Genomic DNA, 13,876 nt, shown 5'->3' with positions numbered 1-13,876 from the left:
CGTCGCCAGTTTTAGAGCGCTGCGAGAACTGCGTCGCCCATTTCCTTCGTGCCGACCGTGCGGCCATCCTGCGTCGCGATGTCACCGGTGCGGAAACCCTGTTCCAGCACCTTCTTCACCGCCGTTTCGATACGGTCAGCCTGCTCGGTCTTGTCGAGCGAGTAACGCAGCATCATGGCGGCCGAAAGGATGGTTGCGAGCGGATTCGCCACGCCCTTGCCCGCGATATCCGGCGCCGAACCGTGCGACGGCTCGTACAAGCCCTTGTTGTTCTTATCGAGCGAGGCGGACGGCAACATACCGATGGAACCCGTCAGCATGGCGGCTTCGTCGGAGAGAATGTCGCCGAACATGTTGCCGGTCACCACCACATCGAACGCTTTCGGCGCCTTCACCAGCTGCATGGCCGCGTTGTCCACGTACATGTGCGACAGCTCGACGTCCGCATATTCCTTCGATACATCGATCATCACGTCGCGCCAGAGTTGCGACGTTTCCAGCACGTTCGCCTTGTCGACGCTCGTCAGCTTCTTCGCGCGCTTTTGCGCGGCCTGAAACGCAACATGCGCGATGCGGCGCACTTCCGGTTCGGAATAACGCATGGTGTCGAAGCCTTCCTTCGCGCCTTCGAACAAGCCATCCGGCGACGACCGCACGCCGCGCGGCTGGCCGAAATAGATATCGCCGTTCAGTTCGCGAATGATGAGGATATCCAGCCCCGCGACAATCTCGGCTTTAAGCGAAGAAGCCGCCGTCAATTGCGGATAACAAATGGCCGGACGGAAGTTCGCGAACAATTGCAGATGCTTGCGCAGGCCCAGGATGGCCTGCTCGGGACGCAGCGCGCGTTCGAGCGAATCGTATTTCCAGTCGCCTACAGCGCCGAACAGGATTGCATCCGATGCTTTTGCCAGCGCAAGCGTCGCGTCCGGCAGCGGATGGCCGCTCGCCTCGTAACCCGCGCCACCTACCGGCGCTTCTTCGAGCTCGAACTTTTCGTCGAGCGCGTTGAGGACCTTGACCGCTTCCTTGATGATCTCCGGACCGATGCCATCGCCGGGCAGCACTGCAATCTTCATGGTGTTTCCTTTTCTATTCGTATTAATCCGTCGCTAACCGTACTTATCCGACGAGGCGGTTATTCAGCCACGGCTGCTTCGCCAGACGCTCGTTTTCGAACTGGCGGATCTTGTCGGCGTGGCGCAGCGTAAGCGCGATGTCGTCGAAACCGTTCAGCAGGCAGAACTTGCGGAAGCCCGGCACCTCGAACGGATATTCCGTACCATCGCCAGTCAGCACGACTTGACGCTCCAGATCGACCGTCAGCTTGAACCCGTTAAACGCATAGGTCTCGTTGAACAGCTTGTCGACCTGGCTTTCCGTCAACACGATCGGCAGCAGGCCGTTCTTGAAGCAGTTGTTGTAGAAGATATCGGCGAAGCTCGGCGCGATGATCGCGCGGAAGCCGTACTGATCCAGCGCCCACGGCGCGTGCTCACGCGAACTGCCGCAGCCGAAATTCTTGCGCGTCAGCAGGATCGACGCGCCCTTGTAGCGCGGCTGGTTCAGCACGAAATCCGGATTCAGCGGCCGGTTCGAGTTGTCCTGGCCGGGCTGGCCGACATCGAGATAACGCCATTCGTCGAAGGCATTCGGGCCGAAACCCGTGCGCTTGATCGACTTCAGGAACTGCTTCGGGATGATCGCGTCCGTGTCGACGTTGTCGCGATCCAGCGGCGCCACGAGCCCGCTATGTACGATGAATTTTTCCATGATGCGTTACCGGTTTGGTTTGCTTGACCGTTCTTATAGCCGCTTACTTGTCGGCCGCATTGCTGATCGAATTGCCGAGGTGACGCATGTCCTCGCCAAAGCCGTGGACCGTATTGCAGCCCGCAGCACCGGCAACGACCGCGATCAACGCCAGCAGAATAAAGATGCGCTTCATGCCAGTTCGCGAATATCGACAAAATGACCTTCGATAGCCGCAGCAGCAGCCATCGCCGGACTCACCAGATGCGTACGGCCGCCCGCGCCCTGACGCCCTTCAAAGTTACGATTCGATGTGGACGCGCAACGCTCGCCCGGCTCCAGCCTGTCAGCGTTCATGGCGAGGCACATCGAACAGCCCGGTTCGCGCCATTGGAAACCGGCGTCGAGGAACACCTTGTCGAGCCCTTCGCGTTCCGCTTGCGCCTTCACGAGGCCGGAACCCGGCACGACCATCGCCAAGCGGATATTCGGCGCCACGCGGCGGCCAAGTGTCTTCACCACGTAAGCCGCTGCACGCAAGTCCTCGATCCGCGCATTCGTGCACGAGCCGATGAAAATCTTGTCCGGCTTGATCGATTGCATCGGTGTGTTTGGCTCGAGCGCCATGTACTTCAACGCGCGTTCGATAGCGTCGCGCTTGACCGGGTCCTTTTCGCGCTCGGGATCAGGCACGCGGCCGTCGATGGACGTCACCATTTCCGGCGACGTGCCCCACGTTACTTGGGGCACGATTTCAGCAGCGTTCAACTCCACCACGCGATCGAACTTCGCGCCCGGATCGGAGGTGAAGGTGCGCCAATAGGTTGCTGCCTGCTCGAACTCAGCACCGTGCGGCGAATACGGACGATCCTTCAGGTAGTTGATGGTGGTTTCATCGACGGCAACCATGCCTGCACGGGCGCCCGCTTCGATAGCCATGTTGCAGACCGTCATGCGGCCTTCCATCGATAACGCACGGATGGTCGAGCCGCCAAATTCAATGGCGTAACCGTTGCCGCCCGCCGTACCAATCTTGCCAATGATCGCCAGCACGATGTCCTTCGCGGTGCAGCCGCGCGGCAGCGGTCCTTCGACCTTGACGAGCAAGTTCTTGCTCTTCTTTTGCAGCAGCGTTTGCGTGGCGAGAACGTGCTCGACTTCCGACGTACCGATGCCATGCGCCAGCGCGCCGAACGCGCCGTGCGTGGAGGTATGTGAGTCGCCGCAAACTATTGTCATTCCCGGCAGCGTGGCGCCCTGTTCCGGCCCGATGATGTGCACGATGCCTTGCCGCAAGTCGTTCATCTTGAACTGCGTGATGCCGTAGGCGTCGCAGTTGTCGTCCAACGTGTCGACTTGCAGCTTCGAGATCGGGTCCGCGATGCCGTGCGAGCGATCGGTTGTGGGGACGTTGTGATCGGACACCGCCAGATTCGCGCTGATCCGCCATACCGGCCGTTCGGCCAGTTTCAGACCCTCGAACGCTTGCGGGCTGGTCACTTCATGCAGCAAATGACGGTCAATGTAGAGGATGGACGTGCCGTCTTCCTCGGTGTGGATCACATGCGAGTTCCACAACTTGTCGTACAGAGTCTGGGCCATGGTCTTTTCAGGTTTTGTGACTGCGGGGTGTTTTTTGGTTTGATGATTATGCCACGCAGGACGGCGCATTGCGCTAGTGCCGGATAAAAAACTGATATAAAACAGTGAGTTAGGGTGGTAGTGGAGCTACCTGTATGGGGAGTACCGGGATGGGCGGTTAACCCAAAATGCAGAACAGAATCATCCGTTTAGCCGCGCCGCGAGGGGACAAGCCTCTGGATGCAAAGACGGGTGCAAGTGCTGTTCGCACTGGCACCCGTCGACTGTATCAACAATCTCTTCAACACCTGCTACAGAGCCCGCCCCACAATCAGCGGATCGACCGTACCAATCGCGCGAACGTCCCGGTTCGCATACGGCAGCTTGTGCAGGATATGGCGCATCGCGTTAAGCCGCGCCCGCTTCTTGCAGTCCGAGCGGACCACCGCCCATGGAGAATCGGCAGTATCGGTTTGCGCGAACATCGCTTCCTTGGCGTCCGTGTATTCGTTCCACTTATCCAGCGAGGCGAGATCCACAGGACTGAGTTTCCATTGCTTGAGCGGATGAATCTCGCGTTCCTTGAAACGCCGGCGCTGCTCTTCCTGGCTCACGGAAAACCAGAACTTGACGACGTGCATACCGCTTCGAACGAGTTGCCGCTCGAACTCGGGAACCTGCTGCATGAAGTCGTTGTATTCGTGTTCCGAGCAAAATCCCATCACCCGTTCCACGCCTGCACGGTTGTACCAGGAGCGATCGAACAAAACGATTTCGCCCGATGTCGGCAAGTGTTGTACGTAGAGCGCTGGAAGTACCATTGGCCGCGCTCGGACTCAGTCGGCTTTTCGAGCGCAACGACTCGCGCGCCACGCGGATTCATATGCTCCATAAAGCGTTTGATCGCACCGCCCTTACCTGCTGCATCCCGCCCTTCGAACAGGATCACCAGACGCTGGCCGGTCTCCCGTACCCACGCCTGCAGCTTCAGCAATTCGACCTGCAACGCATACTTCTGCTTTTCATAGCCGCGCCGCGACATCAGGTTGCGATACGGATAACCACCCTCACGCCAGTCACGCGCCAGTTCATCGTCCGGATGCCGTGAAGCGCGTGTGTGCCAAAGTGCTGGATCGCCTTCCAGCATCACGCTGCGCAGAGCAGTGGTTTCATCGGGGGAGAGACCGCTCATCAATGTCTTGATGGTGTCCATCAGCGTGGCGGCATCCTGCGTTGCGCCTGTCGATAGAACGTGTTGCACCGTGCTCGAAATATGCTCGTTGGCTGCATCGACGGCGTGGCCGGTTTCATCGAGTTGAGCGGCGCCGCGGTGTGCTGGTTGGTCGTACGTCGCCGTGAGCGACGGCTGCGCACGGCTGAATCGCGAGCGTTAAATTTGTCGTGCTGTGATGTCAAAGTTTGTTCCTTATGACTGAGTGCCCCGCGTGTCCGGTTCGTTCGGGGCACTGCCTGCTTAAGCTGGCGTGGCGGCCTTCTTCAAGACAACATAGAGCTTGTCCTTCAAGAGCAGTTTTTCCTTCTTAAGCGTCTCGATGGTCCTGCCGTCCGCGGGTAGCGGCCCGGCCTCTCGGTTCTTGATCTCCTGATCCAGCTCGTTGTGGCGCTGAAATAGCCGGGCGAAGTGGGCATCTTCGGTCTTAAGCGTGGAAATCAGATCGCGAAATTCTGGAAACATCGGTAGCTCCTCTTGCGGTTCGCGGGCAAAGCCGCGGGGTCAGTAAGCCTGGTTATCTTGGCATTACTACACAAGTCCGATGTTGATAAAGCTCGTGTTTGCGCGAGTTTTGGCTTGCTCGGGTTGGGTGTGGGCCGCGCTCAAAGAGGTAAGTCGAGCGCCAGGAAACAATCACGCCGATAAAACGCAAAAAGCCCCGGCAAACACCCGCCGGGGCTCCCTTTAAATCACTACTCAATGCAAATTACCGCTTCTCGATAGCCTTCGCCTCGCGCGGCGTTTCGCCGATAAACAATTGACGCGGACGGCCAATCTTTTGCTCCGGATCGGCGATCATTTCGTTCCACTGCGCAATCCAGCCCACGGTCCGTGCCATTGCAAACACACACGTAAACATGGCCGTCGGAATGCCCAGCGCGCGCTGCACGATACCCGAATAGAAGTCGACATTCGGATACAGCTTACGCGACACAAAGTACTCATCTTCCAGCGCGATCTTTTCCAGCGCCATTGCCAGCTTGAACAACGGGTCATCATGCAGACCCAGTTCTTCGAGCACTTCGTGGCACGTTTCACGCATCAGCTTCGCGCGCGGATCGTAGTTCTTATAAACACGATGCCCGAAGCCCATCAGCTTCACGCCCGAATTCTTGTCCTTCACCTGCTTGATGAACTCAGGAATGTTGTCGACGGAACCGATTTCTTCCAGCATGTTCAGCGCGGCTTCATTCGCGCCGCCATGCGCCGGGCCCCACAGACAAGCGATCCCTGCAGCGATACAAGCAAACGGATTCGCACCCGACGACCCAGCCAGACGCACAGTCGACGTGGACGCATTCTGCTCATGGTCCGCATGCAGGATCAGGATCCGGTCCAGCGCGCGCACGAGCACGTCATTGACCTTGTACTCTTCGCACGGGTTCGAGAACATCATGTGCATGAAGTTCGCGCTGTACGACAGATCGTTCTTCGGATACACGAACGGCTGGCCGATCGTGAACTTGTACGCCATCGCCACCAGCGTGGGCAGCTTCGCGATCATGCGAATGGCCGACACTTCGCGATGACGCGGGTCATTGATATTCAGCGAGTCGTGATAGAACGCCGACAGGGCACCGACGGCCGCCACGAGCACCGCCATCGGGTGTGCATCGCGACGAAAACCGCGGTAGAAGAAATGCATCTGCTCATGAACCATCGTGTGCTTCGTGACGGTTTCAACGAAGTCAGCCTTCTGCTGGACGGTCGGCAGATCGCCGTGCAGCAGCGCGTAGCAGGTCTCCATGAAGTCGGCCTTGACCGCGAGTTCCTCGATCGGATACCCGCGATACAGCAACTCACCCTTATCGCCGTCGATGTAGGTAATTGCGGAATTGCACGCCGCCGTCGACATGAAGCCCGGATCGTACGTGAACTTGCCGGTCTGGCCGTACAACTTGCGGATGTCGATTACGTCCGGGCCCAGGGTGCCCTTGTAGATCGGCATTTCAACGCTCGGCGAGTTGTCGCTGAACGATAGCGTGGCTTTAACATCTGACGGGGTCATAGCACATCCTCAATCGAAGTATGGAAACAGGTTTTCGATAATTCGCACGACACTTGCACGACCGCGTGGGCTGACTCAGTGGCCTAACTCAGGCAGAGCGCAGCATCTCCAGCACGCGGGTCATATCCGGCGAGGCCAGTTCGCCTTCCGGTTCCTTGCGTGCCAGCAGCAAGTCCATCAGGTCGTTGTCGCTCAGTTCCAGCAGTTGCGTCAGGACACCAACGTCTGCGTCACTGAGGTCATGCTCATATCGGCTGAAAAAACGCTCGAAGATCAGATCGTTTTCCAGCAGACCGCGCCGCGCGCGCCAGCGAAGGCGTGCGCGGCGTAGAGGGTCGGACTGATGCCCGGAGTCATTCATGACACAAGTCCTTCTCAGACAGCGCGGCGCACCATCAATTCTTTGATCTTGCCGATAGCCTTCGTGGGATTCAGTCCCTTCGGGCAGACATCGACACAATTCATGATCGTGTGGCAACGGAACAGACGGTACGGATCTTCCAGGTTGTCGAGACGTTCACCCGTCGCTTCGTCGCGGCTGTCCGCAATGAACCGATAGGCTTGCAACAGGCCCGCCGGACCCACGAACTTGTCCGGGTTCCACCAAAAGCTCGGGCATGCAGTCGAGCAGCTGGCACACAGGATGCACTCATACAGGCCATCGAGCTCATCGCGTTCTTCAGGCGTTTGCAGACGCTCTTTTTCCGGCGGCGGTGTGTCGTTGATCAGGTACGGCTTGATCGAATGATACTGGTTGAAAAATTGCGTGAAGTCGCAAATCAGGTCGCGCACGACGGGCAGGCCCGGCAGCGGACGCAACACGATCTTCTGCGGCAGGTCGTTCATGTTCTGCAAGCAGGCCAGACCGTTCTTGCCGTTGATGTTCATGGCGTCCGAACCGCACACGCCTTCGCGGCATGAACGGCGGAACGACAGCGTTTCGTCGACGGATTTCAGCTTCAGCAGCGCGTCCAGCAACATGCGCTCGTGCGAGTCGATCTCGATCTCGTACGTCTGCATGCGGGGTGCCGCGTCCTTGTCCGGATCGTAGCGATAGATTTCAAAAGTACGCTTTGCCATTTCGATTTCCTTGCCTTAGAAGGTACGCGCTTTCGGCGGCACCGATTCAACCGTCAGCGGCGTCATGTGCACCGGCTTGTAGTCGAGCTTGTCGCCTTCGCTGAACCACAGCGTATGCTTCATCCAGTTGTCGTCGTCGCGATGCTCGAAGTCGCTATGCGCATGCGCGCCGCGGCTTTCCTTGCGCGCTTCGGCCGAGATCATGGTGGCACGCGCCACTTCGATCAGGTTCGCCAGCTCTAGTGCTTCGACCTTCGCCGTGTTGAACACCTTCGACTTGTCCTTCAGGTGCACGTGCTTCACGCGCTCCGACAATTCCTTGACCTTGTCCACACCTTCCGACAGCAGCTTCGACGTGCGGAACACGCCGGCATGCGCCTGCATGGTCGAACGGATGTCGTTGGCGATCGATTGCGTGTATTCGCCCGACGACGACTTCTCCAGCACGGCGAGGCGTTCAAGCGCGGCGTCGGCGGCATCCGCCGGCAGCGGCTTGTGTTCCTTCATTTCCATCGCGTGCTTGATGATGTGGTTGCCGGCCGCGCGGCCAAACACCACCAGGTCCAGCAGCGAGTTCGTGCCCAGGCGGTTCGCGCCGTGCACCGACACGCACGAACATTCGCCGACCGCGTAGAAGCCGTTGACCGGTTCTTCGTAACCGCCCTTCAGCGTGCCCACGACCTGGCCGTGAATGTTCGTAGGAATGCCGCCCATCTGGTAGTGGATGGTCGGCACGACCGGAATCGGTTCCTTGATACAGTCCACGTTCGCGAACTTCATCGCGATCTCGCGGATCGACGGCAGCCGCTTCATGATCGTCTCAGCGCCGATGTGCGACAGGTCCAGCAAGACGTGGTCCTTGTTCGGACCTACGCCGCGGCCTTCCTTGATTTCCTGGTCCATCGAACGCGAGACGAAGTCGCGCGGCGCCAGATCCTTCAGCGTCGGCGCATAGCGCTCCATGAAGCGTTCGCCGTCCGAATTACGCAGAATGCCGCCTTCGCCGCGTACGCCTTCGGTAATCAGCACGCCCGCGCCGGCCACGCCGGTCGGGTGGAATTGCCAGAATTCCATGTCCTGCAAGGCGATGCCCGAGCGGGCCGCCATGCCAAGTCCGTCGCCAGTATTGATGAACGCGTTGGTCGATGCCGCGAAGATCCGGCCCGCGCCGCCCGTGGCAAACAGCGTGGTCTTGCCTTCGAGAATGTGGACGTCGCCAGTTTCCATTTCCATCGCGGTCACGCCGAGCACGTCGCCGTCGGCGTCGCGGATCAGGTCCAGCGCCATCCATTCAACGAAGAAGTGCGTCTTGGCCGCGACGTTCTGCTGATACAGCGTGTGCAGCAAGGCGTGGCCGGTACGGTCGGCTGCCGCGCAGGCGCGCTGCACCGGCTTCTCGCCGTAGTTCGCCGTGTGGCCGCCGAACGGGCGCTGATAGATCGTGCCGTCCGCGTTACGGTCGAACGGCATGCCCATGTGTTCGAGTTCGTAGACTGCGCCGGGCGCTTCACGGCACATGAATTCGATCGCATCCTGGTCGCCGAGCCAGTCGGAGCCCTTGATGGTGTCGTAGAAGTGATAATGCCAGTTGTCTTCGCTCATGTTGCCGAGCGATGCACCAATACCGCCTTGCGCCGCGACCGTGTGCGAACGCGTCGGGAAGACCTTCGACAGCACCGCGACCGACAGACCCGCGCGAGCGAGTTGCAGCGATGCGCGCATGCCGGATCCACCCGCACCCACGATGACTACGTCGAAACGGCGACGCGGCAGGGACGTTTTAATTGCAGCCATTCTTTACACTCTCCAGAGAATCTGTGCCGCGTAGCCGACGCATCCGACCAGCCAGAGGATTGTTAGTGCCTGCAAGAACAGGCGCAGCCCCATGGGCTTGACGTAGTCCATCCAGATGTCGCGAATGCCAACCCACGCGTGATAGAAGAGCGAGAGCAAGGCTACGAAGGTGGCAAGCTTCATCCACTGCATGGCGAAAATGGATGCCCAGCCGTCATACGAAAAGTCACGTGCGCCGAAAAACCAGAACAGCAGGACCAGCGTGTAGAAGGCCATCACCACGGCGGTAATGCGTTGCGCAAGCCAGTCGCGCAGACCGTAATGCGCGCCGACAACAAGGCGCTTGGGACCGATTCGATTGTTGTTGTTCGCTGCCATTCTTAGAAGGCTCCGAAGAGTTTAAGCGCAACGACGATTGTCAGCAGAGATGACACCGTGAGCACGACGATGGACGTCTGCTTGCCGCCTTCCTTGCTCACTGCGCGATGGGTATCGAGCAGCAGGAAGCGGATGCCTGCGCAAAAGTGGAACAGGAAGGACCACGAAAGCACGAGCACGACGATCTTAACGAGGGGATTGGCGAGGAAGCCCTTGAATGCGTCGAAACTGATCTCCGACGTAAGGCTCTGGTCCAGCAGATAAAGCAGAAACGGCAGCGCTATGAATAGAAGCAAGCCACTGATCCGATGAAGAATTGAAACCTTCCCCGCTAGTGGCAAGCGGTAGGTTGCTAGCTGAGCAATTCCGATATTCCGGTACTCAGGTCTTGGTTTTTTTACGGCTTCAGCCATGCTAGACCCCAACTTTGTTATCACACTAGTCCGCGATTTTAGCGCCTTTTTATATCGCGCTGCAGCGAAATGCCGCGCAAGAGGCTATTGCAAATCGCGTGAGAAAGGCTTTTAAGGCAACCCCCTGGGTTCGCCGGCAAGCCATCCACGTCCTGTTTCAGCTCAAATCGTTTTGATAGTAATAGCCGTTCGTGACATACCATCCGCGCCGCACTTCCACTGGCCGGTCGCCATACGTGTACGACACACGCTCGACAGACAACAACGGCGAACCGATGGCCACGCCAAGCAGTTCGGCGACCGTCTCGTCCGCGCCCACCGCCCTGATTTTTTCCGATGCCCGGATCATGCGCGTGCCGAACTCCGCTTCGAACATCGCATAAAGCGGGCCTTTGTAATCTGCAAGGCGCTCGGCTGTAAGGCCGCGGAAAACGGCGCCGGGCAGCCAGATTTCGTCGAAGACCGTGGTTTCGCCGTCGAACTGCAGCAAGCGCTTGATACACACCACCGGGTCGGCCGGCTTCAGGTCCAGCTGGCGAGCGATCTCGGCGGGTGCGCGCAAACGGCGGCACTCCAGCAATCGGCTCACGTGGGGATGAAGGTCGCCGTCTTCGGGCAGCAATCGCAGAAAGCGGAACTGTACGCGATCTTCATTGTGCGTTGCAACAAATGTACCCTTGCCCTGGCGGCGCACGAGCAGGTTGTCGGCGGCGAGTTCGTCGATGGCTTTGCGCACCGTGCCCTGGCTGACCTTGTAGCGGGCAGCCAGTTCGACTTCGCTGGGAATCATTTCACCGGGCTTCCAGTCGCCCGATTCAAGCCCTTGCGTAATCAGGGCCTTGATCTGCTGGTACAGCGGGCTGAACGTCGGCGAAGTCGCGGGCACGACTTCCGTCACGCCGGCCGCGCCGGGAAGGTTCGTAGTGCTCGCTGGGTTCGAATTCATGCGCGCATTTCATCATAAAGCGACAAGCCGCGTCCAGAGTTTTCCCGGCCATTCATATGTCTTATATAAGACATATGATATGGTTGACTTTGACTTCATCGAATCCTACACTCCTTGGCGAGCAAGGGTTTGCGGGATGCTGCACGTGTCGTGCGGCGTGCCCGGTACGTTGGAAACGCCCTGCCGCTCATCGCTTCAAGCCGAACGGCTTTCGTGTTCGCTGCCGCTGCCAGTGCCCCGCTCTTGCAACGCCCGCGCGCCATCGAAAACGCGACGCGCGGGGCGTTGCGCGGCGCTAACCAGCAAGATCCCACGCTCACAGGGCCGAATTCCCAGCACGTGGGTCGGGCTGCGATTGCCGGCATGCTACCGGACAGTCGATGACATTCTCGCTTCAGGCGCGGCGCCATCGGCTTTTCAGGGCTGCCCGCGCAGTTCGATTCACTTGCTTCATCAACGCTTCGCGTAACGCGCCTAAAATGGCGTTTTCCCCTAGCGTTTCACGCACCGTTCAGGAGTGTTCTCAATGGCTAAGTCCGCAAAGCGCGTTGTCGTCACCGGCGCCGCAGGTCAAATCGGTTACTCGCTGCTGTTCCGCATCGCCAATGGCGACCTGCTTGGCAAGGACCAGCCAGTCATCCTTCAGTTGCTCGACCTGCCGCAGGCGCAAGGCGCCGTCAAGGGCGTGGTCATGGAACTGGAAGACTGCGCGTTCCCGTTGCTGGCCGGCGTGGTCGTCACCGACGACCCAAAGGTCGCGTTCAAGGACGCCGACGTCGCGTTGCTGGTCGGCGCCCGTCCGCGTTCGAAAGGCATGGAGCGCAAGGACCTGCTCTCCGCCAACGCTGAAATCTTCACGGTGCAGGGCAAGGCGCTCAACGACGTGGCAAGCCGCGATGTGAAGGTGCTCGTGGTCGGCAACCCGGCCAACACCAACGCGTACATCGCGATGAACTCGGCGCCGGATCTGCCGAAGAAGAACTTCACGGCCATGCTGCGTCTCGACCACAACCGTGCGTTGTCGCAACTGGCGGCCAAGTCGGGCAAGCCGGTGGCATCGATCGAAAAGCTGGCCGTGTGGGGCAATCACTCGCCGACCATGTACCCGGATTTCCGTTTCGCCACCGTCGACGGCGAGTCGCTCACGAAGCTGATCAACGACGACGAATGGAACCGCAACACGTTCATCCCGACCGTCGGCAAGCGCGGTGCGGCGATCATCGAAGCGCGCGGGTTGTCATCGGCGGCTTCGGCGGCTAACGCGGCTATCGACCACGTGCGCGACTGGGTGCTCGGCACGAACGGCAAGTGGGTCACCATGGGCATTCCGTCTGATGGTTCGTACGAAATCCCGGAAGGCATCATCTACGGCGTCCCCGTGACGTGCGAAAACGGCGAATACAAGCGCGTGGAAGGCTTGGAAATCGACGCGTTCTCGCGCGAGAAGATGACCGGCACGCTGAACGAATTGCTGGAAGAGCGTGACGGCGTCGCGCATCTGCTGGGCAAGTAAGCAGGTTTAGCAGTATTTGCAGTCACGCGAGCGTCTGGCTCAAAAGCCGGCGCTCGCTGCTGATTCGAGTGGGTTTGGAAGCCTGAAAAGAACGTCCGAGCCCACCCGAATCCGCGGTTTCCATCCTCTTTACATGTAACCCGACGCCGACGATGCGCGCTCTCACCCCCGCCGAAGTCCTGTTTGAAGGCGACGTGCCACCCGCTGTGATGCCCCCTTGCGATCACTATGCAGGAAGCGAAAAGCTGATCAGGAAATCGCTCGCGTTGCAGGCGCAACTCGGTCCGGTGTTCGATGTCACGCTCGATTGCGAGGACGGGGCGCAAGTCGGCCAGGAAGCGTCGCATGCCGAGCTGGTGGCGTCGTTCCTCGGTAGTGAGGAAGACCGCTTCAGCCGCGTCGGCGTGCGCATTCACGACTTCCAGAACCGCGCATGGCGCGACGACGTGCGCATCATCTTGCGCGCCGCCAAAAAAGCGCCTGCATATATCACCCTGCCCAAGATTCGCAGCGTCTTCGATGCCGCCGAAATGGTCGCGTTCGTCGAAGCATCACGGTGTGAGTTTGGGATCAAGCATGCTATTGCGTGCCACCTGCTGATCGAAACGCATGGCGCGTTGGCTGAAGTTTTTGAGCTCGCCGCGCTGCCGGGCGTCGAAGCGCTCAGTTTCGGGCTGATGGACTTTGTCTCGGCGCATAACGGCGCGATTCCCGATACCGCGATGCGCTCGCCGGGCCAGTTCGATCATCCGCTCGTGCGGCGCGCGAAGCTCGAGATCGCGGCGGCTTGCCACGCGCATGGCAAGGTAGCGTCGCATAACGTGTCCACGGAAGTGCGCGACATGAGCGTGGTCGCGGGCGACGCCCAGCGTGCCCGCAATGAGTTCGGCTACACACGCATGTGGAGCATTCACCCGGATCAGATCCAGCCGATCGTCGATGCCTTCCTGCCCCGGAGCGATGAAATCGCGACCGCCACGCAGATCCTGCTCGCCGCGCAAAACGCGCAGTGGGGACCGACGCGGTATCAGGACACGTTGCACGATCGCGCAAGCTATCGGTATTACTGGTCGGTGCTGCGCCGCGCGAAAGCGTCGGCACAGACGCTGCCCGAAGGCGCGGAGACGCTTTTTTCACAAGACAAGTAACGCGTTCTACATATCAGGAGACTGGGTCG

At 59.5% G+C, this 13,876-nt stretch carries 14 protein-coding genes and 1 pseudogene; 2 read left to right on the top strand and 13 right to left on the bottom strand.

What is annotated here, in order from left to right; genetic code table 11:
• Window positions 1-11: 11 nt before the first annotated feature.
• From leuB to EOS_RS15035, 13 genes and pseudogenes are all read right to left on the bottom strand, one after another.
• Window positions 12-1,079, bottom strand: a complete 1,068-nt coding sequence (gene leuB / locus EOS_RS15090) for a 3-isopropylmalate dehydrogenase (protein ID WP_047847470.1) — start codon at window positions 1,077-1,079, stop codon at window positions 12-14.
• Window positions 1,080-1,122: 43 nt separating this feature from the next.
• Window positions 1,123-1,773: a 3-isopropylmalate dehydratase small subunit gene (leuD, locus tag EOS_RS15085; protein WP_047847469.1), complete on the bottom strand. Its 651-nt coding sequence runs from the start codon at window positions 1,771-1,773 to the stop codon at window positions 1,123-1,125.
• Between the two features lie 43 nt (window positions 1,774-1,816).
• Complete coding sequence (locus EOS_RS43920; RefSeq protein ID WP_063177457.1) at window positions 1,817-1,948, bottom strand: entericidin A/B family lipoprotein; 132 nt, start codon at window positions 1,946-1,948, stop codon at window positions 1,817-1,819.
• Window positions 1,945-3,354: a 3-isopropylmalate dehydratase large subunit gene (gene leuC, locus EOS_RS15080; RefSeq protein ID WP_047847468.1), complete on the bottom strand. Its 1,410-nt coding sequence runs from the start codon at window positions 3,352-3,354 to the stop codon at window positions 1,945-1,947. The genes EOS_RS43920 and leuC overlap by 4 nt, the downstream gene beginning before the upstream one ends.
• A 290-nt stretch (window positions 3,355-3,644) precedes the next feature.
• Window positions 3,645-4,537: pseudogene (gene ppk2, locus EOS_RS15075) on the bottom strand (polyphosphate kinase 2); the annotation flags it as partial.
• 270 nt (window positions 4,538-4,807) lie between these two features.
• Window positions 4,808-5,029 (bottom strand): YdcH family protein, encoded by a 222-nt coding sequence (locus EOS_RS15070; protein ID WP_047847467.1) that lies wholly within the window; start codon window positions 5,027-5,029, stop codon window positions 4,808-4,810.
• A 244-nt stretch (window positions 5,030-5,273) separates the two neighbouring features.
• Entirely contained in the window at window positions 5,274-6,575 is a 1,302-nt protein-coding gene (gene gltA / locus EOS_RS15065) for a citrate synthase (protein WP_047847466.1), read from the bottom strand.
• An 88-nt stretch (window positions 6,576-6,663) separates the two neighbouring features.
• Window positions 6,664-6,936: an FAD assembly factor SdhE gene (locus tag EOS_RS15060; RefSeq protein ID WP_047847465.1), complete on the bottom strand. Its 273-nt coding sequence runs from the start codon at window positions 6,934-6,936 to the stop codon at window positions 6,664-6,666.
• A gap of 14 nt (window positions 6,937-6,950) precedes the next feature.
• A complete protein-coding gene (locus tag EOS_RS15055) occupies window positions 6,951-7,655 on the bottom strand; it encodes a succinate dehydrogenase iron-sulfur subunit (protein WP_047847464.1) in 705 nt (234 codons plus the stop codon).
• 15 nt (window positions 7,656-7,670) lie between these two features.
• Window positions 7,671-9,449, bottom strand: coding sequence for a succinate dehydrogenase flavoprotein subunit (gene sdhA / locus EOS_RS15050; RefSeq protein WP_047847463.1), 1,779 nt, complete (start codon window positions 9,447-9,449; stop codon window positions 7,671-7,673).
• Between the two features lie 3 nt (window positions 9,450-9,452).
• On the bottom strand, window positions 9,453-9,827 hold the full coding sequence (gene sdhD, locus EOS_RS15045; protein WP_047847462.1) for a succinate dehydrogenase, hydrophobic membrane anchor protein: 375 nt from the start codon (window positions 9,825-9,827) through the stop codon (window positions 9,453-9,455).
• 2 nt (window positions 9,828-9,829) lie between these two features.
• Complete coding sequence (sdhC, locus tag EOS_RS15040; RefSeq protein WP_047847461.1) at window positions 9,830-10,240, bottom strand: succinate dehydrogenase, cytochrome b556 subunit; 411 nt, start codon at window positions 10,238-10,240, stop codon at window positions 9,830-9,832.
• Window positions 10,241-10,397: 157 nt separating this feature from the next.
• Window positions 10,398-11,186 (bottom strand): GntR family transcriptional regulator, encoded by a 789-nt coding sequence (locus EOS_RS15035; protein WP_047847460.1) that lies wholly within the window; start codon window positions 11,184-11,186, stop codon window positions 10,398-10,400.
• 526 nt (window positions 11,187-11,712) lie between these two features.
• Here EOS_RS15035 and EOS_RS15025 point away from each other — a divergent pair.
• Complete coding sequence (locus EOS_RS15025) at window positions 11,713-12,699, top strand: malate dehydrogenase (protein ID WP_047847458.1); 987 nt, start codon at window positions 11,713-11,715, stop codon at window positions 12,697-12,699.
• A gap of 152 nt (window positions 12,700-12,851) precedes the next feature.
• On the top strand, window positions 12,852-13,847 hold the full coding sequence (locus EOS_RS15020) for an HpcH/HpaI aldolase/citrate lyase family protein (protein ID WP_047847457.1): 996 nt from the start codon (window positions 12,852-12,854) through the stop codon (window positions 13,845-13,847).
• The last annotated feature ends 29 nt before the right edge of the window (window positions 13,848-13,876 follow it).

It is taken from the genome of Caballeronia mineralivorans PML1(12) (assembly GCF_001028175.1).
In the GTDB taxonomy this organism is placed as follows: domain Bacteria; phylum Pseudomonadota; class Gammaproteobacteria; order Burkholderiales; family Burkholderiaceae; genus Caballeronia; species Caballeronia mineralivorans.
Note: the sequence above shows the minus strand (reverse complement) of the source record. Positions and strands in the feature narration are given on the sequence as shown.